The organism is Rathayibacter sp. AY1D5 (assembly GCF_002932515.1).
GTDB lineage: Bacteria > Actinomycetota > Actinomycetes > Actinomycetales > Microbacteriaceae > Rathayibacter.
The window spans coordinates 17,698-39,572 of the sequence record NZ_PSVU01000027.1 but is presented as its reverse complement, the minus strand read 5'-3'; the positions used below and the strand labels follow the sequence as shown (position 1 = coordinate 39,572).

The window sequence follows — 21,875 nt, the reverse complement described above, 5'->3', positions numbered from 1 at the left end:
GCGTTCCCGGGCGAGGTCCTGCCCGCGGGAGAGGTCTCAGACCGCGCAGCCCGCGAAGAGCACGTCGTCCGAGGAGACCAGGTCCTCCAGGGTCAGCAGGCGGTCGAGGTCGTGGCCGGCGGCCAGGGCGTTGGCGCGCTCCGGTGCGGTCTGGGGGGCGAGGCGCCCCTCCATGACCCCGCCGAGGGCGCGGACGGCGCACGCGGCGACCACTCCCTCCGGGGTGCCGCCGATGCCGAGGACGAGGTCGACGCGGCCCGCGGGATCGGCCGCCTCGATCGCGACCGACACGTCGCCCTCGCCGCGCAGCTCGAGCGCGACCCCGGCCGCGCGCAGAGCCGCGATGAGCCCGGAGTGACGCGGCTTGTCGAGCACGACGACGACCAGCTCCGCGACGGGCTTCCCGAGCGCCGCCGCCAGCCGTGCGGCGTTCTCGGCGGGAGGGAGGTCGAGCGAGACCGCGCCCCGGCCCGCTCCGGAGCAGACCAGCTTGTCCATGTAGAACACGTCGCGCGGGTCGAACAGCGTGCCTCGCGGGGCGAGCGCGATCACGCTCACCGAGCCGGGGAGCCCCTCCGCCGTGAGCCGGGTGCCGTCGAGCGGATCGACCGCCACGTCGCAGGAGGGAGCGGAGGCGCGGCCGAGGCGCTCGCCGTTCGCGAGCATCGGGGCCTCGTCCTTCTCGCCCTCGCCGATCACGACGATGCCGTCGAACGGAGCGTCGGCCAGCACGGCGCGCATCGCCGCGACCGACGCCTCGTCCGCCGCGACCTTGTCGCCGCGCCCGTACCAGCCGCGCGCCGCCTCGGCCGCCGCGCGCACGGCGGCGGCCACCGCCTCCTGCAGCTCGGCCGGGTAGGCGGTCGACGCGATCAGCCGCAGGCCGCTCATGCGCGCGCGGGCTGGGCGGTCGCGGTGCGGACCAGCCGCTCCAGGGTGCGCAGGCCGTCGGAGGAGAGCACCGACTCCAGGTGCCCCTGCACCGACGCGACGTGCTCGCCGCGCAGGGCGTTGACCACTCCCGTCTCCGGGTCGACCGACACCTCGAGCCCCAGCCGGGGCGTGCGCGCGACGCCGGGGGCGACCGAGGAGAAGGTGTTGTAGAAGCCGATCGCGGCGTCCTCGCCGAACACGTCCACCGCCAGGCGCACGCCCTGGCGGGGCGCGGGAAGCGGCTCGACCGGGAGGCCCGCCAGCAGCGACAGCATCTGGTGGCTGAGGCAGACGGCGAGCATCGGCCGCTCGGCCTCGAGCCGCGCGGTCATCAGCGAGCGCAGGTGCGCGATCCGCGGCTCGGAGTCGTCGCGGGGGTCGCCCGGGCCCGGGCCGAAGACGACGAGGTCGTCGCTCAGCACGTCGGCGACCTCCGACCAGCGCTCGACCCGGGCGTCCATCCCGAGGTGGCGCAGCTGGTGGGCGAGCATCGTCGTGAACTGGTCCTCGTTGTCGACGATCAGCGCGGTGTGCCCGGCGAGGCCGGCGATGTGCTCGGGCGCCTGGGGCCGGAGCCAGAACGAGGCGAGCCGCTCGTTGCGCGCCTCGAGCGCCTCCTGCACGCCCGGCTGCGCGTTCAGGTCGATGGCCGGCGGCACCTCGCGGTGCGGCAGCAGGCCCAGGGCGGAGAGGACGCCCGACGCCTTCGCCCGCGTCTCGGCGACCTCGCCCTCGGGGGTGGAGTGGCGCACGAGCGTCGCGCCGGCCGGCACGGTGAGGCGGCCGTCCGCGCGGAGGTAGGCGGTGCGGATGAGGATGGGGGCGTCGACCGTGTAGCCGTGCTCCTCCGGCTCGAAGAGGGCGAGCACGCCGGAGTAGTAGCCGCGGGGCTCCTTCTCGTACTCGGCGATCACGGCGCACGCGTTCTCCATCGGCGAGCCGGTGACCGTGGGCGCGAACATCGTCAGCCGCAGGACCTCGCGCACGTCGAGTCCGGTGCGGCCCTCGAGCAGGTACTCGGTGTGGCTGAGCCGCGACATCTGCTTGAGGAACGGCCCGAGGATGCGGCCGCCGTCCGGGCAGACCGCGCTCATCATCTTCATCTCCTCGTCCACGACCATGAAGAGCTCCTCGCTCTCCTTGACGTCGGCGAGGAACGCGAGCACCTCCTCCCCGGTGGGTCCGGCCGCGGGGTGGCGGAAGGTGCCGCTGATCGGGTTCATCATCGCGACGCCGTCGCGCACCGAGACGTGGCGCTCGGGGGTCGCGCCGACGGCGGTGACCGTCTGCGCGCCGTCGACGCCGGGGGTGTGGATCGCGAAGGTCCAGTACGCGCCGGACTCGTCGGTGAGCAGGCGGCGGAACCAGGCCAGGACCGCCTCGACGGGCGGCGCGTCGGTCTGCGCGACGAAGGCGCGGTTGATGACGAAGTTGGCGCCCTCGCCGCGGCCGATCTCGTCCTCGATCACCCGGCGGACGATGTCGGCGTACTCGTCGTCCGGCACGTCGAAGCCGCGCTCCTCGACCGGGATCTCCCGCTCGGGCAGGAGCCGCAGCACCTCCGCCAGGGGGACGCTCTCGCGCTCGCGCACCACGAGGTTGCGCAGCGGGGCTCCGTCGTCCTTCGCCGCGAAGCCGCGCTCGCGCACCTGCCGGTAGGGCACCAGGGTCAGCACGTCGTCGCCGTCGAGCGGGATGTCGGCCAGGCCCTCGACGTCGAGCACGTCGCCCGTGAACACGTCGACGGCGTCGCGGCCCTGGCGGAGGACCACCGCGAACGGCAGCGTCCCGTCGGAGGCGAGGATGCGGGAGAGGAGCGAGGTCATCGTGGTCCTTGAATCGGGTCGTGCCCCACCCGGGCCCTGACATGCAGAACGACCGCCCGGAGGAGGCGGTCGCGTGCGAGGGGTCTGCGCGTCGGTCCGCCTAGGAGGCGGGCCACCAGGGGCTTCGGATCGACGTGCGCACGCGGCGAGTCTAGGGGAGAGGCGGGCGGCGGCCAAGCGGTGTCAGACGGCCGGCCGCTCGGTCGGCTCGCCCCGCAGGGTCCGGAGCAGAAGGGTCGCGCCGGCCGTCGCGGCGGGGGTGGCGACGACCGCGCCCCCGGGGACGAGGAACGCCAGGTAGACGGCGATGCCGAAGCCGAGCGAGACCGCGCGGTGCTCGCCGAGGAGGCGGCGGCGGTCGCGGAGGGAGAGCCCCCGGGCGTCGCCCGCGAACCCGGTCAGCTCGAGCGCGAGGGCCCTCCCGCCGACCAGGGCGCCGGCGACGAGGCCGACGATCGAGCCGACCAGCGGCACCAGGCCCAGCAGCACCAGGACCACGCCGATCCCGAGGGAGGTGGCGACCAGCACGGCGGAGTCGCGGAGGCCGCGGCCGACCCCCTGCCAGAAGGTGCTCTCGCGCTCGTCGGGCACGCCGCCGAGGTCGTCCTCGACCCGCCGCCAGATCCGCTCGTAGAAGGGGTCGCCGACCAGCAGGGTCACCGCGGCGAAGAGGACCACGCCGAGGGCGAGCACGGCGCCGACCACCGCGATCGAGAGCACCAGGCGGACGGTGGCGGCCGTGCCCTCGTCCCAGCCGCCGGCGAACGGGGTGAGCACGGTCACCGCGTCCTGCACCCGCGTGAGCACCAGGACCAGCACGCCGACGAAGACCAGGCCGACGATCAGGGGCGGGATCGCGCCGAGGAGCATCGCCCGCGGCGAGCGGACCCAGGTGCGGAAGCCGCGGAGGAAGAGCCGGGCACCGAGGCCGAGATCGCGGAGGACGCTCATCCCCCGATCCTCGCAGGTGGGTCCGGCCTGGCGGTCCGGTAGAACACCCGACCGTGCGGGGTGCGGAGCCTCAGACCCGCTCGAACGGAGCGAGCAGCCCCGCCATCGCCTTCGTCCGCGGCGCGGCGTACTCGTCGCGCCGCGAGGTGCTGACGCCCATCGCGACGAGCCCCTCCACCAGGCGCACCGCCGAGGCGACGCCGTCGATCACGGGCACGCCCAGCTCCCGTGAGAGGTCGCGGCACAGGTCGGCCATGCCCGCGCAGCCCAGCACGATCGAGTCGGACCCGTCGACGGCCAGCGCTGCGGCGCACTCCGCCAGGATCGCGCGGCGGGCGTCGGAGCGGGGGTCGTCGAGTTCGAGCACGGGGATGTCGCAGGCGCGCACCTGACGGCAGGCGTCGCCGAACCCGGCGCGGCGGGCGATGTCCCAGGCGCGGCCGCTCGTGCGCGAGAGCGTGGTGACCACGCTGAAGCCCCGGCCGACGAGCGCGGCCATGTGCATGGCGGCCTCGGCGATCCCCACGACCGGGCCGCTCGCGATCTCGCGCGCGGCGTCGACGCCCGGGTCGCCGAAGCACGCGACGACCGCGCCGTCGCTGCCGGCCGCCTCCGCCCGGGCGATCTCGTGCAGGACGCCGGGCACGGCGAGCGCCTCGTCGTAGTGGCTCTCGATCGACGCCGGACCCATCGGCGGGGTGACGGCCGTGATCTCGGTGCCGAGCGAGGCGACGGAGCGGGCGGCCCGGCCGATCGCCGCGGTCATCGCAGTGCTGGTGTTCGGGTTGACGACGGTGATGCGCATGGTGGTTCCTCGGTTCGGGTGCCGGGAGGGGGAGGGACCCGCCCGGCCGCCGGTCCGCGGGATGCGGAGCGGCCGGGGCGGATCCCTCCTCCGTGCCGGCCGGATCAGACGGTCGAGCCGTCGCTGACGTGCTCGAGGTCCTCGTCGAGGCGCCCGATCCGCGGCGCGCGCCGCTCGAGCACGGCCATCGCGACGAATCCGAGCCCGCAGCCGAGGAACCAGCTGTAGTCGCCGAGCCAGGTGAACTCCGCGCCTCCCGCCTCCGCGATCCAGCGCGGCACGAGCACCGAGGCGACGGAGGGGACTCCGCCGATCACGGTCGCCCAGACGGCGTTGGGGTTGAAGCCGCGCGAGAACCAGTAGCGGCCCTTCTCGCTCATCGTGTAGAGGTCGTCCACCCAGACGCGCTGGCGGCTGATCAGGTAGTAGCCCGCGATGAGGACGCCGAACAGCGGTCCGATCAGCGCGCCGAGGATGCCGAGCGTGTAGTGGATGGCGGTGTCGTTCGAGTACCAGTTCCACGGGGTGAGCAGCACCGAGCCGACGGCGGCGATCATGCCGCCCATCCGCCAGCTGATCTTCTTCGGGTTGACGTTCGAGAAGTCGAACGCGGGGGAGATGAAGTTGGCGACGATGTTGATGCCGATCGTCGCGATGACGAAGGTGAGGCCGCCGAGGAGCACGGCGAACCAGGTGTCGATCCGCTCGACGGTCTCGATCGGGTCGGTGATCAGCTCGCCGAAGACCGGCACGGTCGCCGAGGCGGTGATCACGGTGAGGAGGGAGAAGAAGAGGAAGTTGATCGGGAGGCCGAGCAGGTTGCCGCGCTTCACGGCGCCGTAGCTGCGGGCGTACCGGGAGAAGTCGCCGAAGTTGAGCATCGGGCCCGAGAAGTAGGAGACGACCAGGGCGACGGCCGAGATCATCACCGGCACCGCGGCGGCGAGGTCGAGCGGCTCGCCGGAGCCGAGGGTGAGCGAGATGTTCTCCCAGCCCGCCTGCGACACCAGGTAGACGGCCAGCACGAGCATCACCACGTAGACCGCCGGTCCCGCCCAGTCGATGAAGCGGCGGATCGACTCCATGCCCCGCCAGAACAGCGCGGCCTGCGCGACCCAGAGGATCGCGTAGGAGAGGTAGCCCAGAGCCGAGAGGCCGAGGAACGACGCCTCGGGCGTGTTCAGGGCGGCCATGCCCGGGAAGAACTTGAGGAAGACGATGTTCAGCGACTGCGCCGCCAGGTAGGTCTGCACGCCGTACCAGGCGATCGCGATCAGTCCGCGGATGATCGCCGGGATGTTCGCGCCGCGGATGCCGAAGATCGCGCGGTTGATGACGGGGTAGGGCACGCCGGTGACCTGGCTGGGCTTGGCGACGAGGTTGCAGAAGACCTGCACGATCACGATGCCCACCACCAGGGCGACGAGCACCTGCCAGCCGGCCAGGCCCAGCGCGAAGAGCGAGCCCGCGGTCACGTACCCGCCGACGCTGTGCACGTCCGACATCCAGAACGCGAAGATGTTGTAGCTCGACCAGCGCTGCTTCCGGAGCGGGGCGAGGTCCTCGTTGGAGAGGCGGTCGTCGTAGCCGGCGCTCGCCGCGGCGGCGGGATCCGGATCGACGGGAGGAGCGGTGACTCGGGGTGCGGTGACTCGGTCGGACATGGGTGGATCCACCTCTCGGGCGGTCGTGCGCAGAGCGGCACGGAGCGGATGTGTCAGGGTGGTCGGGACGTCCGGCCGAGGAGGCGGGGCGTCGCGGAGAGCGTTCCGAGTGAAGTGATCACTTCACGCGGGCCACGCTACGAGTCGGGAGGCCGCCGCTCGTTTCGGCTCCGTTACGGCTGTGTGACGATCCGCGAGAGGGGACGGGCCATGCCCTCCGACGACACCGCGCCCGACGAGGCGGCCGCCCGGGCGATCGCGGACGGGGCCGGACTCGGCGCCCGGCTGCGGGAGCTGCGGCTCTCGGCGGGCCTGTCGCTGAAGGCACTCGCCGGGCGACTCGGCATCTCCGTGAGCGCCGTCTCGCAGATCGAGCGCGGAGCCATGCAGCCCTCGGTCGGCCGGCTGATCGCCCTCGTGGACGCGCTGGGGGTCCCGCTGTCCGCCGTGTTCGACCAGGGCGCGTCGGCGCCGGTCGAGACCGCGGTCGTCCGGGCGCGCGAGTCGGCGCCCGTGGCGCTCGAGGGCGGAGTGCTGTTCCGCCGTCTGGCGCCGCGTCCGCTGGACGCCGTCGACTTCTTCGAGTCGACCTACCCGCCGGGCTCGACCTCGACGGCGCACCGGCAGCTGCTCCGCCACGACGGGTTCGAGATGGGGACGGTGACGCTCGGAGAGCTGACGGTCGAGTTCGAGGACGAGTCGGTCGTCCTCGGGCCGGGCGACGCCATCACGTTCCCGTGCGAGCGGCCGCACCGCATGGTCAACACGGGCTCGACCACGGCGATCGCGACCTGGCTGATCGTCCACCGCTGACACCGCGCCGGTGCTTCGTGCCGGACCCCTGGCGGCACCACCTGCGTATGGGACCCTGGTCCTCGCTCCTCCACAACGGGCGGACGACCGTCTCCTGTCCACACCCCGGTCGGGATCGGGGCGCGGCGGGCCCTCGGTGTCGGTACCGCCTGGTGGGCTGGTCTCCTCGACCGAGGGGTGCGGAACGTGGAGGAGCGGATGGACGGCAGGAACGACGAGGGGTGCCCGCGCTGGTGCGCGGGCGAGCACGACGAGCTGGTCGCGGCGGGGGAGCGGCTGCACCGCTCCGCGGCGAGCTCGCTCCCGGTGGTGCTCTGGGCGGGCCGAGACGGGGCCGCGGGCGCGACGGTGCACGTCTCCCTGTGCCGCCCGGGGGAGTCGGGGGAGGACAGGCTCCGCCTGGAGGCCGACGGGCTCGGCGAGGTCGACCTCGATCTCAGCTCGGGGTCGCGGCTGGCCGGCGCGGTGCTCCGGCTACTCGGCGCCGCGTGAGGTGCGCGGCGGGTCGGGCGGCAGGAGGTCCGTCAGCTCGATCTCGAGCGCCTCGCAGAGCGCGAGGAGGGTGTGCAGTGTGGGGTTGGCCGGCGAGCCGGGCTTCGACTCGCCCTTCTCGAACTTCTGGTAGGTGTAGCCCGCGAGCCCGGCCGCGTGGGCGATCCGCTCCTGGCTGGCGCCCTTGGCGATGCGGGCCCGGTGCATGTTGGTGCCGAGCTCGCGGGCGTAGGTCGCCCAGTCGCGCTCGGGAGTGGGTGTCGACATGCCCGCCAGCTTCGGAGAAGTTCGGCCGCGGGTCAGCCATACACGGATGGGAAATTCGCGGTGGTCATACCCGGGTGACCACCGGTGGCGCCTCCGGAGCCCCGAGGGCCCCGCGACGGCAGCGCCTAGTATGGCCGGGTGCCAGTGAACCCCGAACTCGTCGGGCGCGTCTTCGCGCCCACGGAGCCCTATCAGGTGGGGCGCGAGAAGGTGCGCGAGTTCGCCCGCGCCGTCTCCGCGACCTCCCCCCTGCACCACGACGTCGAGGCCGCCCGCGCCGCCGGGCACCCCGACCTCGTCGCTCCGCCCACCTTCGCCGTCGTCGTGCAGGAGTTCACGCTCCAGCAGCTGCTCGCCGAGCCCGACGGCGGGATCGACTTCAGCCGCGTCGTGCACGGAGACCAGCGCTTCGTGCTGTCCCGTCCGGTCGTCGCCGGCGACGAGCTGACCGCGACCCTCTCGGTCGCCGCCATCAAGAAGCTCGGCGCCCACTCGATGGTCACCACCGAGTCCCGCATGGTCGACGCGAGCGGCGAGCACGTCGTCACCGCGATCTCGACCCTCGTGGTCAGGGGAGACGAATGAGCACCGCACTGCCCGCTCTCGCCGAGCTGAGCGTCGGCCAGGTCGTCGCCGAGAGCCGCTTCCCGATCGACCGCGGCACCCTGGTGCGCTACGCGGGCGCCTCGGGCGACTTCAACCCCATCCACTACCGCGACGACGTCGCCGCCGAGGTCGGCCTGCCCGGCGTGCTCGCGCACGGCATGCTCACGATGGGCACCGCGGTGCAGGTCGTCGTCGACTGGGTCGGCGACCCCGGACGCGTGGTCGACTACCAGGTGCGCTTCACCCGCCCCGTCGTGGTGGACCCGCGCGACGGCGCCGCGATCGACGTGGTCGCCAGGATCGGCGCTGTGAACGCCGAGGAGGGCTGGGTCCGCGTCGACCTCGCCGTCTCGGTCGAGGGCCAGTCCGTCCTCGGCAAGGCCCAGGCACGGGTCCGACTCGCGTGACCTCCGCGCCGCTGCTCTCCGCCCTGACCACCCTCCGCGTCGGCGGACCCGCCGAGCGCCTCGTCGAGCCCGCCACCGAGGCGGAGCTGGTCGAGACGCTCGTCGGCCTGTGGTCGGACGACGAGCCGTGGCTGCTGCTCGGCGGCGGCTCCAACCTCCTCGTGGGCGACGACGGGGTCGAGGGCACGGTCGTGCGCGTGCGCACCACCGGCGTCGAGCGGCTCCCCTCCGACGAGCCGGGGCGCGTGCTCCTGCGGGTCCAGGCGGGCGAGTCGTGGGACGGCCTCGTCGCGACGACCGTGGAGCGCGGCTGGGCGGGCCTCGAAGCACTCAGCGGCATCCCCGGCACGGTCGGTGCGTCGCCGGTGCAGAACATCGGCGCCTACGGCCAGGAGCTCTCGGACACGCTGGTCGCGGTCGACTTCCTCGACGAGGGCGCCCGCGAGCCCGTCCGGCTGACGGCGGAGGAGCTGCAGTTCGCCTACCGCACCTCCGTGATCAAGCAGGGCCGCCGGGGCGCGGTGCTGGCCGTCGAGTTCGCGCTCGAGGAGGTCGGCGCCGAGGGCGACGGCACTCCCGTCGCCTACGGTCAGCTGGCGTCGGCGCTCGGAGTCGCGCTCGGCGACCGCGTGCCGCTCGCGCGGGTGCGCGAGACCGTGCTGGCGCTGCGTGCGGGCAAGGGCATGGTCCTCGATCCGGAGGACCCGGACACCGCGAGCGCCGGCTCCTTCTTCACCAACCCCCTCGTCACGAGCGCGTTCGCCGACTCCCTGCCGCCCGAGGCGCCGCGCTGGCCGGTCGAGCCGACGGCGGAGGCGCCCGTCATCACTCCGCTCGCCGCGGTCGAGGCAGGAGCGCCCGTCGGGCTGCCCGTGCCTCTCCGCGCCGACGGCCTGGTGAAGCTCAGCGCCGCGTGGCTGATCGAGCACGCCGGCGTCTCGCGCGGTTTCGCCCTGCCCGGCTCGCGGGCCGCCGTGTCGAGCAAGCACACCCTCGCCCTGACCAACCGCGGAGGAGCGACGGCCGAACAGGTCGCTGAGCTCGCCCGGTACGTCCAGGGCCGCGTCCTGGCGGAGTTCGGCGTGCTGCTGCACCCCGAGCCCGTCGTGGTCGGCACCGCGGTCTGAGTCCGCGCGGTCTGCGCGCGCAGGCCCCGCGCTCGCGGGGACGCGCGCCCTCCGGCCGCGGCCTCCTCCGGCTCAGCTGTCGCGGCGGATCCAGCGGAAGCCGAAGCGGCAGGCGACGAGCCCCACGACGAGCCAGATACCGAGCACCAGCGCGACGCCGCCGAGGTCCCACGACCCGTTCACCTCCGCCTCCTCGAACCCGCTCGGCAGGAACACGGCGCGCATGCCCTGCGCGATCCACTTGAGCGGGAAGACGCTCGCCGTGTTCTGCAGCCAGTCCGGCAGCGTCGTGAACGACAGGTACGACCCCGAGATGAACTGCAGCACGAGCAGCGGCGGCACGATCACGGCGGTCGCGCTCTTGCCCGAGCGGGGCAGCGCGGAGACGGCGATGCCGAGGATGGCCGACGTCGCGACTCCTGCCAGGTAGACCCAGGCGAAGGTCGCCCAGCGCCCGCTGTCGGTGGGCAGCTCGACCGAGAACACCGTCGCCGCGACGAGGAGCAGCAGGGCCGTCTGCGCGAGGCTCGTCACGAGCACCTGGCCGAACTTGCCGATGAAGTAGCTGAAGACCGGCAGCGGTGCCCCCGCGAGGCGCTTGAGCGTGCCGTCGCCGCGCTCGACCGCGATGTCGACGCCCAGGTTCTGGACGCCCGAGAGCAGGATCCCGGCCGCGGCGAGGCCCGGCACGTAGTACTCGGCCATCGGGATGCCCGGGTCCTGCGGGTTCGCCTGCATCACCGCGGTGTCGCCGAACGCGACCGAGAAGATCGTCAGGAGCAGCACCGGGAAGAGGAAGGTGAAGAACACCTGGTCCGGAGCGCGGAAGTACGAGCGGATCTCGTAGCGGGCGCGGGCGAGTCCGAGGCGGACGGTGCGTCCCGGGCCGGTGGAGAGGGTGCGGGGGCGGGTGGCGACGGCGGTCACGCGGGCTCTCCGATCAGGTCGACCGCGTCGCGGTCCTCGCGGATGAGGTCGAGGTAGATGTCCTCGAGGCTGGGGCGGACGACCTCGAGCGCCGTCGGCTCCCCGATCCGGGCGTGCAGCTCGGCGACGGTCCGGGCGGGCTCGGTGGTGCGCAGCCGGTGCAGCACGCCGTCCTCGCGCCACTGCACGATCGGGACGCGCGCCTCGTCCCCTCCGATCGCGCTCATCGGGCCGATGGCCAGGAGCCGCCCGCCGGAGATCACGGCGGCGCGGTCGCCGAGGCGGGCGGCCTCGTCGAGGTAGTGGGTGGTGAGCAGGATGGTCGTGCCCTCGCTCTTGAGCAGGGCGATCAGGTCCCAGAAGGAGTGGCGGGCCTCGGGGTCGAAGCCCGTGGTGGGCTCGTCGAGGAACACCAGCTCGGGGCGGCCGATGATGCCGAGGGCGACGTCGACGCGGCGGCGCTGGCCGCCCGAGAGGCGTCCGATGCGCGAGCGGGCCTTGGACGTCAGCCCGACGGCCTCGATGGTCTCGTCGACGTCGCGCGGTCGCGGATAGAGGCTGGCGAAGTGCGCGATCTGCTCGCGGACCGTCGCGTTGCCGGACTCGCCGCTGGACTGCAGGACGATCCCCAGACGCGCCTTCCACGCCAGGTCGCCGTGGCGCGGGTCGACCCCGAGCACCGACACCTCGCCGCCGGAGCGGTCGCGGTAGCCCTCGAGGATCTCGATGGTCGTCGACTTGCCGGCGCCGTTAGGGCCGAGGAGCGCGAAGGTCTCGCCCCGGTGGATGTCGAAGGAGACTCCCGCGACCGCCGGAGCGCCCCCGTAGTCCTTCCGCAGGTCGCGGACTCGGACGGCGTGGTCTTCGCTCATCGTCACAGCGTGCCCTGTCGCACCCCTCCGGCGACAGTGATCCCCGATTTCCGCCTCCCTCTTGCCCTCCCCGCCCCGAGATGCCAGGCAGCCCTCACCTGTCGGACAGGCCCGTCGCAGTACCCGCCGGTCACCGTGAGGCACGGTCGAGCGGCGACCGGCGATCCGCGTGTCGGCGGATCGTCGTCCGCGCTGCGCACCCCGCTCTCTGCGACGCACCCCCGTCGTCGAGCCGCCGCTGCCGATCGACGGCGCAGGCGGAGGAGGGCTAAACGGTGCCGAAGAGCCGCTGCAAGCGGCGCACGCCCTCGAGGAGCGCGTCGTCGCCGAGGGCGTAGGACAGGCGGAGGTAGCCGCTCGGACCGAAGGCCTCGCCGGGGACGGTGGCGACCTCGGCCTGCTCGAGGATGAGGTCGGCGAGCTCGAGGGAGGTCGTCGGGGTGGTGCCGTTCCACTCGCGGTTCAGCAGCCCGTTCACGTCGGGGTAGACGTAGAACGCGCCGCCGGGGGTGGGGCACTCGATCCCGTCGATCGCGTTCAGCTCGGCGACGATGGTGCGGCGGCGGCGGTCGAAGGCCAGGCGCATCTCCTCGGCCGGCTCCTGCTGGCCGGTGAGGGCGGCGATCGCGGCGCGCTGCGAGATGTTCGAGACGTTGCTCGAGAGGTGCGACTGGAGGTTCGAGGCGCCCTTGATCGCGTCGGCCGGGCCGACCATCCATCCGACGCGCCAGCCGGTCATCGCGTAGGTCTTCGCGACGCCGTTGACGAGGATCGTCCGGTCGCGCAGGGCCGGCACCGCCTCGACGATCGAGGTCGCGTGCTCGAGCGGGCTCGCGTCGTCCTGGTCGCCGGTGGAGTAGACGAGGTTCTGGTAGATCTCGTCGGCGATGATCCAGAGGCCGTGCTCCTCGGCCCACTCGCCGATCTCGCCGGTCTGCTCGGCCGAGTAGACGGCGCCGGTGGGGTTGGAGGGGGAGACGAACAGGAGCACCTTGGTGCGCTCGGTGCGCGCGGCCTCCAGCTGCTCGACCGTGACCAGGTAGCCCTGGTCGGCGCCCGCGAACACGTCCACCTGCACGCCGCCGGCGAGCTTGATCGCCTCGGGGTAGGTGGTCCAGTACGGGGTCGGCACCAGCACCTCGTCGCCGTCGTCGAGGAGGGTCTGGAAGGCCTGGTAGACGGCCTGCTTGCCGCCGTTGGTGACCACGACCTGCGAGGGGTCGACGGCCCATCCGGAGTCGCGCGCCGTCTTCTCCGCGATGGCCGCGCGGAGGTCGGGGAGGCCCGCCGCGGGAGTGTAGCGGTAGTTCCCCGGGTCGAGCACGGCGGCCGAGGCGGCCTCGACGATGTGCTCGGGAGTGAGGAAGTCGGGCTCGCCGGCGGCGTAGGACACGACCGGGCGGCCCTGGGCCTGGAGGGCCTTCGCCTTGGCGTCGACCTTCAGAGTGGCGGACTCGGCGATGGCGGCGATGCGGGCGGAGATGCGCGTGGTGGAGGACACGACGGCCAGCGTATCCTGCGCGCGCACGGGGCTCCGAGGCCCCCCGCCGCTCGGCTGGACACGCCCTGCGGGTCCACGTACACTCGTCCGAGGTAGTCGATCTCTGCCCTCATCCACAGCGCCCGCGAGGGTCGTGGCGGTGGGGCGGCGGGTCGGTCTCCTCCTCGGATGCTCGCAACGGCATCCATAGGGCGGTGGCTCAATTGGTAGAGCAGCGGTCTCCAAAACCGCAGGTTGCAGGTTCGAGCCCTGTCCGCCCTGCACATCGATGCCCGTCGCACGCGGTCCCCGCGACGCTGCGGTCATCGGTCCAGGGCCGCCCATGACGGGCGGTCGGCCACACCGGAGGTTCCGGTGCGGGAAAGGTGCGTGCAGGTGGCCGGGAAAGCAGTCGACGAGCCGAGCGAGGACGTCGTCGCGATCGCCAATCAGCAGCGAGCCGCGCGGCGCAACCCGTTCGCGCGCATCGCCCTCTTCATCCGGCAGGTCATCGCCGAGCTGAAGAAGGTCGTGACGCCCACCCGCAAGGAGCTGGGCAACTACGTCGTGGTCGTGCTGATCTTCGTCGTCATCATGATGGCGCTGGTGTCCTTCCTCGACTGGGTCTTCGCCCTGGCCGTGACGTACGTGTTCGGCACACCCGCCGCCTGACCCGAGAGCATCCGGGCCGCGCGAGCGGAGGGTGCCGGCGACAGCGGGACGCGCCCCGAGGGGCGCGACCGATCGATCGAGAGAGAGTTGTGACGAGTGTCTGACAGAAACCGCGACGACGTCGACTGGGCGACGGCTGCCGAGCAGTCGTCGGAGGTCGAGGAGGAGCAGGAGGGCGACGTCCAGTCGCAGGCTGAGGACGCCGTCGAGCCCGCCGAGCAGGGTGCGCTGAGCATCATCGACGAGAACGAGTCCGAGGACGACCTCGCCTCCGACCTCGAGGCAGCGCTGGACGCCATCGGCTCCGTCGACGACCCCGAGGCCGACTCCGCGGTCGACGGGGCCGCCCACATCGACACCGTCGAGGAGGCCGAAGCGGCCCTCGAGGCCGTCGAGGACGAGGCCGAGGTCGCCGCCGAGGACGCCGAGTCCGCCGGTGAGGACCTCGCCGACATCGACCCGTACGAGGCCTTCCGCACCGAGCTGCGCGGCAAGCCGGGCAAGTGGTACGTCATCCACTCCTACGCCGGCTTCGAGAAGCGCGTGAAGTCGAACATCGAGAACCGCAAGGTCTCGCTCGAGGCCGAGGACTACATCTTCGAGGTCCAGGTCCCGATGGAGGACGTGGTCGAGATCAAGAACGGCCAGCGCAAGATGGTCACCCGCGTGCGCATCCCCGGCTACGTGCTGGTGCGCATGGACCTCAACGAGGACTCGTGGTCGGTCGTCCGCCACACCCCGGGCGTCACCGGCTTCGTGGGCAACGCCCACAACCCGACCCCGCTGCGCTTCGAGGAGGCCTTCACGATGCTGAAGAGCCTCGTCGAGATCAAGGACGTCGCCCCCTCGAAGACCTCCGGTGCCAAGGGACAGAAGCAGGCCCAGCGCGTGCTGCCCGCCGAGGTCGACTTCGAGATCGGCGAGACCATCACCATCAAGGAGGGCTCGTTCGCGGGTCTTCCCGGCTCGATCAGCGAGATCAAGCCCGAGAGCGGCAAGCTCACCGTGCTCGTCTCGCTCTTCGAGCGCGAGACCCCGGTCGAGCTGTCGTTCGATCAGGTCACCAAGCTCTGACGCGTCGCCTCCGCGCCGCGTGAACGCCCCCTCCGCACGTCGGAGGGGGCGTTCGCCGTTCCGGGCGGCGCTCCCTCCGGCACCGCCCCACGCGCACCCGGGCGTCGGCCCCTCCTCCGCCCTGTCGGGGGTGGCCCCGCTCGTGTAAGCTCGTACGGGTTTTCGTGTCGGCGCCCGCCCCTGTGCGCGCCGGACGGCCCTCCTCCACCGCGATCCGGCACCGTCGGATGCGCGGGAGAGCGGCCGGGAGCCCCCGACCGCTCGAACCCTGAGAAAAGGAATCAGAATGGCCCCCAAGAAGAAGGTCACCGGCCTGATCAAGCTCCAGATCAAGGCCGGCGCGGCCAACCCCGCGCCCCCGATCGGTCCGGCGCTCGGTCAGCACGGCGTCAACATCATGGAGTTCTGCAAGGCGTACAACGCGCAGACCGAGTCGCAGCGCGGCAACGTCATCCCCGTCGAGATCACCGTCTACGAGGACCGCTCGTTCACCTTCGTGCTGAAGACCCCGCCCGCGGCGGAGCTCATCAAGAAGGCCGCCGGCGTCGCCAAGGGCTCCTCGACCCCGCACACCGTGAAGGTCGCGAAGCTCACCCAGGCGCAGGTCCGCGAGATCGCCGAGGCGAAGCAGGTCGACCTGAACGCCAACGACATCGACGCCGCCGCGAAGATCATCGCCGGCACCGCCCGCTCGATGGGCATCACGGTCGAGTAGCGCGACGCGCTGCTCGACGGCGGGAGCGACGCGCCCACCGGCGCGGACCCACCGCGGAAGCCTCGAGAACCCGACGGCGGCCCCTCAGCGGGCCGCACGCCCGGGCCGGAAGCGCCTCCGCAGGACCTCTCCGCCTCCCGCGAGCAGCAGTCACGGCCGCGATCGCGGCACCACCAGAACTCCATCACCCCCGTGGGAGAGCCCGCCAGGCTCTAGAACCACATTCTCGTTTCAAGGAGAAACAACATGGCACAGAAGTCGAAGGCCTACCGGGCCGCCGCGGCCAAGCTCGAAGAGGGCAAGTTCTACACGGCCGACGAGGCCGTCGCGCTCGCCCGCGAGACCGGTTCCGCCAAGTTCAACAGCACCGTCGAGGTCGCCCTCAAGCTCGGTGTCGACCCCCGCAAGGCCGACCAGATGGTCCGCGGCACGGTCATCCTGCCCCACGGCACGGGCAAGACCGCCCGCGTCATCGTGTTCGCGACCGGTCCGGCCGCCGAGGCCGCGCTGGCCGCCGGTGCCGACGAGGTCGGAGGCGCCGAGCTCATCGAGAAGGTCGCGGGCGGGTACACCTCGTTCGACTCCGCCGTCTCGACCCCGGAGCTCATGGGCCAGGTCGGCCGTCTCGGAAAGGTGCTCGGCCCCCGCGGCCTCATGCCCAACCCGAAGACCGGCACCGTGACCCCGGACGTGGCGAAGGCCGTGACCGAGATCAAGGGCGGAAAGATCGAGTTCCGCGTCGACAAGCACGCCAACGTGCACCTCGTCGTGGGCAAGGCCGCGTTCACCGAGGAGCAGCTCCAGGAGAACTTCAAGACCGCGCTCGACGAGATCCTCCGCCTCAAGCCGTCCTCCTCGAAGGGCCGCTACATCCAGAAGGCCGCCGTCTCGACGACCTTCGGCCCCGGCATCCCGCTGGACGTCAACGTCCTGGCCTGAGCCGAGCACGCACTGACGTGAGGAGGGGGTCCGCTTCGGCGGGCCCCCTCCTTCGTCGTCCCGGCATACTGGACCGGTGATCCGCCGCTCCACTCCGCCGCGCCTCCCGTGACCGTCCGCCGCGCGTCGGCCGCCGATGCCGAGGCCCTGGCCGAGCTGGCCGCCGCGACCTTCCCGCTGGCCTGCCCGCCGCACACCACCGCGGAGGCGAAGGCCGAGTTCGTGCGCACCGTGCTCTCGGTCGAGCGCTTCCGCGACCACCTCGCCGATCCGCTCCGCTCGCTCCTGGTCGACGACGACTCCGGCGCGCTGACCGGCTACGCGATGCTCGTGCGCGGGGAGCCCGCCGACGCCGACGTCGTCGCGGCGATCCGGCTGCGTCCGACCGTCGAGCTCAGCAAGTTCTACCTCCTGCCCGGCCGGCACGGCTCCGGAGCGGCGGCCGCGCTGATGGCCACGACCCTCGAGGAGGCGGAGGCTCACGGTGCCGCGGGCGTCTGGCTCGGCGTCAACGAGGAGAACGCGCGCGCTCAGCGCTTCTACTCCAAGCACGGCTTCGCGGTCGTCGGCCGCAAGCGCTTCCTCGTCGGCGACCGCTGGGAGGACGACTTCGTCCTCGAGCGCTCTCTCGCCTGACCCTCCCCGCGAGACGCCACCCGGGTACGCGGCACGCTCCGCGTGGCGTACCGGAGCGGCCTCTCGCGGAGATCAGCCCTCGGAGACGGTGAGGACGATCTTGCCGCGGGTGTGGCCCGTCTCGAGCTGCTCGTGCGCCTCGCAGGCGCGGGCGAGGGGGAAGATGCCGTCGATGAAGACGCGGACGTCGCCCGACTCGAGAAGGCGCGAGACCACACCCAGGGTCGCCCCGTCGGGAGCGACGCGGTAGGTGGAGGCGCGCACGCCCGCAGCGGCCGCCTCCTCGAAGAGCCCGGGCCAGCTCCCGGTGGGCGCGTTAACGATCAGGCCCCCGGGGCGGAGGACCCTCAGCGAGCGCGAGCCCGTGTCGTCGTGGACGTTGCCGACCAGATCGATGACCACGTCGACGCCGGACAGCAGCTCGTCGAAGCGCTCGGCCGTGTGGTCGATCACCTGCGCGGCGCCGAGCTCGTGCAGCCACTGCAGGTTGCGGGTCGAGCCGGTCGCGATCACCGAGGCGCCGAAGTAGGCGGCGAACTGCACCGCGAAGTGGCCGACTCCGCCCGACCCGGCGTGGATGAGGATCCGCTGGCCCTCGTGCGCCTTGGCGAGCTCGACGACCATGCCCCAGGCGGTGAGCGCCGCGAGCGGGACGCCGGCCGCTTCGACGTGCGAGAGCGTCGACGGCTTCCGCGCGATGGAGACGCTCGGCACGCTGACGTACTCCGCGTAGGAGCCCGAGTAGCGCGGCACCATGACGAAGCCGTAGACCTCGTCGCCCGGCCGCAGCGGATGCGCCGGGTAGGGGCTCGAGACGACGACGCCCGAGAAGTCGTGGCCGAGGACCGCCGGGTAGGAGGCGATCTGCGAGGCGACCCCCTGGCCCGCGCGCGTCTTCGCGTCGAGCGGGTTCACGCCGGCCGCGACCACCTTCACGGTGAACTCGGCGTTGATGGCGGAGGGGGTCGGCACGGTCGCCAGGTGCAGGGCGGAGGCGTCGCCCGGCGCGTCGATCACCGCCGCCGTCATCGTGTCGGGGAGGACGACCTCCTCCGGGATCTCGCCGATCGCGAGGCCGTGCCCGAGCGCGCTGGTGTGCATCGTCGCCTTTCCTGTCGCTGAGGCGTGCGGGTGGAGCGTGCCGAGGACGTCGCCCCCGATCCCCGCATCCGACGCCGCGACCAGTCAATCGAGGCAATGAGTCGGCGCTGTTACGGGGGTGTCACCCTCGGGAGAAGATTGGCGCGCGGAGCCGCGGGCGCCCGGTCTGGCACGATGAGGGGATGCGACGCCGACGTACCCTGCTGGTCGGCGGTGCCCTCCTTGTCCTGGCCGGGCTCGTGGTCCTCCTGGCCGCCCGGATCAGCATCGGCACCAGCCGCTGGGTCTACGTCAGCGAGATGGGCGCGCCGGACCTGCCGACGGCGGGCGCCTTCGAGGCCGCTCTTCTGCTCGTGGCGGCCGGCGGCGCGCTGATCGCCGCGGGCGCCTGGCCGGTGCGCGCCCGCCTGCTCCCCGCCCTCCGCCCGGCGGGCGCGATCCTCCTGGCGGCCGCCTGCTTCGCGCTCGCCTCGCAGGTGACCTGCACGGCGGGCTGCCCGCTGCCGGTCGGGCCGGCCTTCCGCTGGCAGGACCTCATCCACACCTCGGCCGCCGTGCTCGGCTTCGGGGCCGCCTGCGCCGCGATGCTCCAGCTGGCGACCGTGCGGGGGCGCCCGGCGGTCGCGCGGCTCTCGCTCGCCGCCGGGATCTCGGTGGCGGTCGTCGCCGGGACGGGCGGGATCCTGTCGCTCCTGCGCGTGTGGCTGCGGCTCGGCGGGACGCTCGAGTTCGTGGCGACGGCGATCGCAGTGCTCTGGCTCGCGTTCGTCGGCCTGGTGCTCGCGCTCGAGGACCTCAGCGCTGAGCGAGCCAGCCGCGGACGTGCCCGCGGATCCGGTCCTGCTGAGCGGCGAAGCCCTCGTCCCGCGACGGCACCCGCTCGCAGTCCGCATCCGGAAGAGCCCTAGCCCACGCCTCCGCGACCTCGACCGGGTGCACGGGGTCGCGCTCGGCCGCGATCACCAGGGTGCGCGCGATGACCTCGCCCAGCTCTCCGGAGTCGCGGTAGGCGGCGTTCCGCGGGATCTGGGCGAGCCGGACGGCGCGCTCGGCCGCGCGCGGGGAGCGGAACTGCAGCGTCAGCGCCTCCGCCGAAGCGGGGGACACCTCGGCGGCGCGCGCGAACAGGCCCGAGGCGCGGAACATCCGCTCGCCGCGCTTCGCGCCGTGGTCGTGCAGCAGCTGCGCGATGACGGGGAACACGGTGAGGTTCTCGGGCAGCGGCTCGGCGGTGAAGGCGGGACGTACGAAGACGGCGCGGTCGATCGGCAGCACGCGTCGGACGGCGAGGCGCAGGGCGATCGCCGCGCCCATCGAGATGCCGAGCACCGTGAGCGGCTTGTGCGCGGCTCCGGCGCGCACGACCTCCTCCGTCACCTCGTCGGCGAGCGCCTCGAGGGCGAAGTCGCCGGGCGCGCCGAGCAGCTCGGAGGCGCCGTGGGCGCGGACGTCCGGAGCGATGACCTCGCTGCCGGCGGGGAGGGCGGAGCGCAGCAGCCCCAGCGGCTGGGAGCGGTCGCCGCCCAGGCCGTGCAGGAGGAGGACCGTCACCGGGCGCGCGTCCGCTCGTGCAGCTCGGCCATCAGCATCCCCGCCAGGCGGACGAGGATGTGGATCTCGTCCTCGTCGCGGTCGACCCAGCGGGAGTTCGGCTCGCCCTCGATCGGCACGAAGTCGCGGTGCTGCTCCCAGACGACGAGCGTGCGCTCGGCGCCGAGGACGTACTGCTGCCAGAAGACCTGCCGCAGGTAGTGGCGCGGGATGCTCCGCCACGGCTTCGTCGTGGTCTTGATCTCGCAGAGCTCGAGCCGGCCGTCCTCGCGGAGGCCGATGCCGTCGGGCGTGGCGAGGTGGCGCCGCTCCTGGCTCGCGTGGAAGAGGGTGCTGCTGGGCTCGATCGCGTGCTCGCTCCGTACCCAGGCGGCGATCTCGGGCTCGCGGGCGCGGCCGTGGTCGGTGAAGGCGTTGCCGCCGAAGCCGGTGCCGTAGAGCTTGTCGAGCGCTGCCTTGCCGATCGCGGCGGGGGAGGAGAGGCGGGCGACGTCGGTCGCCGTGATGCCGCGCGAGCGGGCGCGGAGCCAGGCGACGCGGTCCGAGGAGTCGGCGACGACCCTCCGGAGGTGCGGGGGCTCGGCGTCCGTGAAGACGGGCTGCGTCTCCCAGGGGAAGGAGAGCTGCAGGTCGGGCACCGATTCATTCTCTGCCCCCTGCGGCGCCCGGTCGAATCGGCACGCCGACCCGCGGCGTCTCACCGGGGCGCGACGGCTCGCGCCGGCGGCTCAGGCGTCGAGGAAGGCGTCGACGTGCGCGGGGGAGAGGAGGTGGCGCCGGACCATCAGGGCGGCACCGCGGACGCCTCCGCCCTGGGCCGCGGCCTGCACGATGTCGAGCGCGCGGGTCGCCAGGGGGAGGGAGCGGCGGTAGACGACCTCGCGGACCCCGGCGAGGACCTCGTGGCTGGCCTGGGCGATGCTGCCGCCGACGACGATGACGGACGGGTTCAGGAGGTTCACGCAGGTGGCGAGCACCTCGCCGATGTCGCGGCCCGCGGCGCGCGTGAGCTCGACGGTGGTGGGGTCCCCGCCGGTCAGCAGGGTGACGACGTCGGAGGTGCTGGCGGCGTCGATCCCGGACTCGGTCAGGCGGCGGGCGATCGCCGAGCCGCTCGCGATCGCCTCGAGGTCGGCCTCGCCGCGGTCGCCGGGGACCTGCACGTGGCCCAGGTCTCCCGCCGCTCCGAGGGCTCCGCGCTGCAGGGCGCCGCCGCTGACGATCCCGGCTCCGATGCCGGTGGAGACCTTCACGTAGAGGAGGTCGTCGACGTCGGCGTAGTGGTCGGCGTGCTCGCCGAGCGCCAGCAGGTTCACGTCGTTGTCGACGAGGACGGGCACGGGGAGGCGGCGGCCGACGAACTCCGGGATGTCGAAGCGGTCCCAGCCGGGCATGATCGGCGGCTTCACCGGGCGGCCCGTCGCGTGCTCGACGGGTCCGGGGACGCCGACGCCGACTCCCGCGAGCGGGCCGGCCGCCGGAGTCCGGTCGAGCAGGGCCGCGGCGACGTCGAGGGCGTGGCCGAGGACGGCGAGGGGGCCGTCGGCGATGGCGATGCTCTCGCGGCGGCGGGCGAGGACCGTGCCGTCGAGGTCGGTCAGGGCGACGACGGCGTGCGCGGCGCCCAGGTCGACGGCGAGGAGGCTGCGCGCCCGGGGGTCGAAGGCCACGCGGGCGGCGGGACGGCCGCCGGAGGAGGGGGCGTCGTCCTGTCGGGCGACCAGGCCGGAGGCGGTGAGGACGTCGAGCTGGGCGGAGACGGCCGCGCGCGGCAGGCCCGTCTCGGCGACCACGTCGGCCCGCGTCCGGGGCGCCCCGTCGGCCAGCAGGAGCAGGAGCTCGCCGACCGCGCTGACGGTGATGCGGCGGCGCGGGGACATGGCCAGAGTCAACCACAGCGCCCGTGCTTCTGTGCGGCGGGTGCCCGACTTGGCGGGCGCGCAGGGCTAGTTTTGCTTGTCCGTGAGCAAAAGTCCGCGTAGGGTTCGAGGCACACCTTCCGATGCGATCAGGAGCC

24 protein-coding genes and 1 tRNA gene are annotated in these 21,875 nt (G+C 73.1%); 12 read left to right on the top strand and 13 right to left on the bottom strand.

What is annotated here, in order from left to right; translation table 11 throughout:
* Nucleotides 1–36: 36 nt before the first annotated feature.
* The 5 genes from C5C82_RS09845 to C5C82_RS09825 form a co-directional block, all read right to left on the bottom strand.
* Complete coding sequence (locus tag C5C82_RS09845) at nt 37–891, bottom strand: fructose-bisphosphatase class II family protein (protein ID WP_104354988.1); 855 nt, start codon at nt 889–891, stop codon at nt 37–39.
* Nucleotides 888–2,759 (bottom strand): anthranilate synthase family protein, encoded by a 1,872-nt coding sequence (locus C5C82_RS09840; protein ID WP_104348391.1) that lies wholly within the window; start codon nt 2,757–2,759, stop codon nt 888–890. The genes C5C82_RS09845 and C5C82_RS09840 overlap by 4 nt, the downstream gene beginning before the upstream one ends.
* 183 nt (nt 2,760–2,942) lie before the next feature.
* Nucleotides 2,943–3,710, bottom strand: a complete 768-nt coding sequence (locus tag C5C82_RS09835) for an EI24 domain-containing protein (RefSeq protein WP_104354987.1) — start codon at nt 3,708–3,710, stop codon at nt 2,943–2,945.
* A 70-nt stretch (nt 3,711–3,780) separates the two neighbouring features.
* Nucleotides 3,781–4,515 (bottom strand): aspartate/glutamate racemase family protein, encoded by a 735-nt coding sequence (locus C5C82_RS09830; RefSeq protein ID WP_104354986.1) that lies wholly within the window; start codon nt 4,513–4,515, stop codon nt 3,781–3,783.
* Between the two features lie 104 nt (nt 4,516–4,619).
* Entirely contained in the window at nt 4,620–6,179 is a 1,560-nt protein-coding gene (locus C5C82_RS09825; RefSeq protein WP_104227042.1) for an NCS1 family nucleobase:cation symporter-1, read from the bottom strand.
* A gap of 210 nt (nt 6,180–6,389) precedes the next feature.
* On the opposite strand from C5C82_RS09825, the gene C5C82_RS09820 reads away from it, so the two are divergent.
* Nucleotides 6,390–6,992 carry a helix-turn-helix domain-containing protein gene (locus C5C82_RS09820; RefSeq protein WP_104227043.1) on the top strand — a complete coding sequence of 201 codons (603 nt, stop codon included), beginning with the start codon at nt 6,390–6,392 and terminating at the stop codon, nt 6,990–6,992.
* Between the two features lie 198 nt (nt 6,993–7,190).
* Nucleotides 7,191–7,484, top strand: a complete 294-nt coding sequence (locus C5C82_RS09815) for a DUF6907 domain-containing protein (protein WP_104254833.1) — start codon at nt 7,191–7,193, stop codon at nt 7,482–7,484.
* On the opposite strand, the gene C5C82_RS09810 is transcribed toward C5C82_RS09815, so the two are convergent.
* Nucleotides 7,467–7,751, bottom strand: coding sequence for a helix-turn-helix domain-containing protein (locus tag C5C82_RS09810; protein ID WP_104223625.1), 285 nt, complete (start codon nt 7,749–7,751; stop codon nt 7,467–7,469). The two genes, C5C82_RS09815 and C5C82_RS09810, sit on opposite strands and share 18 nt — an antisense overlap.
* A 138-nt stretch (nt 7,752–7,889) precedes the next feature.
* On the opposite strand from C5C82_RS09810, the gene C5C82_RS09805 reads away from it, so the two are divergent.
* Genes C5C82_RS09805 through C5C82_RS09795 form a run of 3 tightly spaced genes read left to right on the top strand, consistent with a single transcriptional unit; the run spans nt 7,890 to nt 9,891 of the window.
* Nucleotides 7,890–8,336 carry a MaoC family dehydratase N-terminal domain-containing protein gene (locus C5C82_RS09805; protein WP_104227045.1) on the top strand — a complete coding sequence of 149 codons (447 nt, stop codon included), beginning with the start codon at nt 7,890–7,892 and terminating at the stop codon, nt 8,334–8,336.
* Nucleotides 8,333–8,764, top strand: a complete 432-nt coding sequence (locus tag C5C82_RS09800) for a MaoC/PaaZ C-terminal domain-containing protein (RefSeq protein ID WP_104238284.1) — start codon at nt 8,333–8,335, stop codon at nt 8,762–8,764. Before C5C82_RS09805 ends, C5C82_RS09800 begins: the two co-directional genes overlap by 4 nt.
* Complete coding sequence (locus tag C5C82_RS09795) at nt 8,761–9,891, top strand: UDP-N-acetylmuramate dehydrogenase (protein WP_104254831.1); 1,131 nt, start codon at nt 8,761–8,763, stop codon at nt 9,889–9,891. Before C5C82_RS09800 ends, C5C82_RS09795 begins: the two co-directional genes overlap by 4 nt.
* Before the next feature lie 72 nt (nt 9,892–9,963).
* On the opposite strand, the gene C5C82_RS09790 is transcribed toward C5C82_RS09795, so the two are convergent.
* The 3 genes from C5C82_RS09790 to C5C82_RS09780 all read right to left on the bottom strand — a co-directional run bounded on the left by C5C82_RS09790 (nt 9,964) and on the right by C5C82_RS09780 (nt 13,200).
* Nucleotides 9,964–10,818 (bottom strand): ABC transporter permease, encoded by an 855-nt coding sequence (locus tag C5C82_RS09790; RefSeq protein ID WP_104223629.1) that lies wholly within the window; start codon nt 10,816–10,818, stop codon nt 9,964–9,966.
* Complete coding sequence (locus tag C5C82_RS09785; RefSeq protein WP_104223630.1) at nt 10,815–11,690, bottom strand: ABC transporter ATP-binding protein; 876 nt, start codon at nt 11,688–11,690, stop codon at nt 10,815–10,817. Before C5C82_RS09785 ends, C5C82_RS09790 begins: the two co-directional genes overlap by 4 nt.
* A gap of 268 nt (nt 11,691–11,958) precedes the next feature.
* On the bottom strand, nt 11,959–13,200 hold the full coding sequence (locus tag C5C82_RS09780; RefSeq protein ID WP_374953868.1) for a pyridoxal phosphate-dependent aminotransferase: 1,242 nt from the start codon (nt 13,198–13,200) through the stop codon (nt 11,959–11,961).
* Nucleotides 13,201–13,379: 179 nt separating this feature from the next.
* Here C5C82_RS09780 and C5C82_RS09775 point away from each other — a divergent pair.
* From C5C82_RS09775 to C5C82_RS09750, 6 genes are all read left to right on the top strand, one after another.
* Nucleotides 13,380–13,452 (top strand) — tRNA-Trp (locus tag C5C82_RS09775).
* Nucleotides 13,453–13,566: 114 nt separating this feature from the next.
* Nucleotides 13,567–13,842: a preprotein translocase subunit SecE gene (gene secE / locus C5C82_RS09770; protein ID WP_068208793.1), complete on the top strand. Its 276-nt coding sequence runs from the start codon at nt 13,567–13,569 to the stop codon at nt 13,840–13,842.
* Nucleotides 13,843–13,938: 96 nt separating this feature from the next.
* Entirely contained in the window at nt 13,939–14,916 is a 978-nt protein-coding gene (gene nusG / locus C5C82_RS09765) for a transcription termination/antitermination protein NusG (RefSeq protein WP_104354985.1), read from the top strand.
* Between the two features lie 286 nt (nt 14,917–15,202).
* Nucleotides 15,203–15,631, top strand: coding sequence for a 50S ribosomal protein L11 (gene rplK / locus C5C82_RS09760; protein ID WP_104223632.1), 429 nt, complete (start codon nt 15,203–15,205; stop codon nt 15,629–15,631).
* A 246-nt stretch (nt 15,632–15,877) separates the two neighbouring features.
* Complete coding sequence (rplA, locus tag C5C82_RS09755) at nt 15,878–16,570, top strand: 50S ribosomal protein L1 (RefSeq protein ID WP_104223633.1); 693 nt, start codon at nt 15,878–15,880, stop codon at nt 16,568–16,570.
* A gap of 108 nt (nt 16,571–16,678) precedes the next feature.
* A complete protein-coding gene (locus tag C5C82_RS09750) occupies nt 16,679–17,206 on the top strand; it encodes a GNAT family N-acetyltransferase (RefSeq protein ID WP_104354984.1) in 528 nt (175 codons plus the stop codon).
* A 72-nt stretch (nt 17,207–17,278) separates the two neighbouring features.
* Here C5C82_RS09750 and C5C82_RS09745 read toward each other — a convergent pair whose 3' ends face one another.
* Nucleotides 17,279–18,307, bottom strand: coding sequence for an NADP-dependent oxidoreductase (locus C5C82_RS09745; protein ID WP_374953867.1), 1,029 nt, complete (start codon nt 18,305–18,307; stop codon nt 17,279–17,281).
* Between the two features lie 182 nt (nt 18,308–18,489).
* Here C5C82_RS09745 and C5C82_RS09740 point away from each other — a divergent pair, with 182 nt between their 5' ends.
* Nucleotides 18,490–19,215, top strand: coding sequence for a DUF998 domain-containing protein (locus C5C82_RS09740; protein WP_104223635.1), 726 nt, complete (start codon nt 18,490–18,492; stop codon nt 19,213–19,215).
* Here C5C82_RS09740 and C5C82_RS09735 read toward each other — a convergent pair.
* The 3 genes from C5C82_RS09735 to C5C82_RS09730 all read right to left on the bottom strand — a co-directional run bounded on the left by C5C82_RS09735 (nt 19,103) and on the right by C5C82_RS09730 (nt 21,738).
* The gene (locus C5C82_RS09735) at nt 19,103–19,858 is read right to left on the bottom strand and encodes an alpha/beta fold hydrolase (protein WP_159939686.1); all 756 of its coding nucleotides are present in this window, start codon (nt 19,856–19,858) and stop codon (nt 19,103–19,105) included. The genes C5C82_RS09740 and C5C82_RS09735 overlap by 113 nt on opposite strands.
* Nucleotides 19,855–20,487: a YqaJ viral recombinase family protein gene (locus tag C5C82_RS17295; RefSeq protein ID WP_104223661.1), complete on the bottom strand. Its 633-nt coding sequence runs from the start codon at nt 20,485–20,487 to the stop codon at nt 19,855–19,857. Before C5C82_RS17295 ends, C5C82_RS09735 begins: the two co-directional genes overlap by 4 nt.
* Nucleotides 20,488–20,586: 99 nt before the next feature.
* On the bottom strand, nt 20,587–21,738 hold the full coding sequence (locus C5C82_RS09730) for an ROK family transcriptional regulator (RefSeq protein WP_104354983.1): 1,152 nt from the start codon (nt 21,736–21,738) through the stop codon (nt 20,587–20,589).
* Nucleotides 21,739–21,875: the final 137 nt, after the last annotated feature.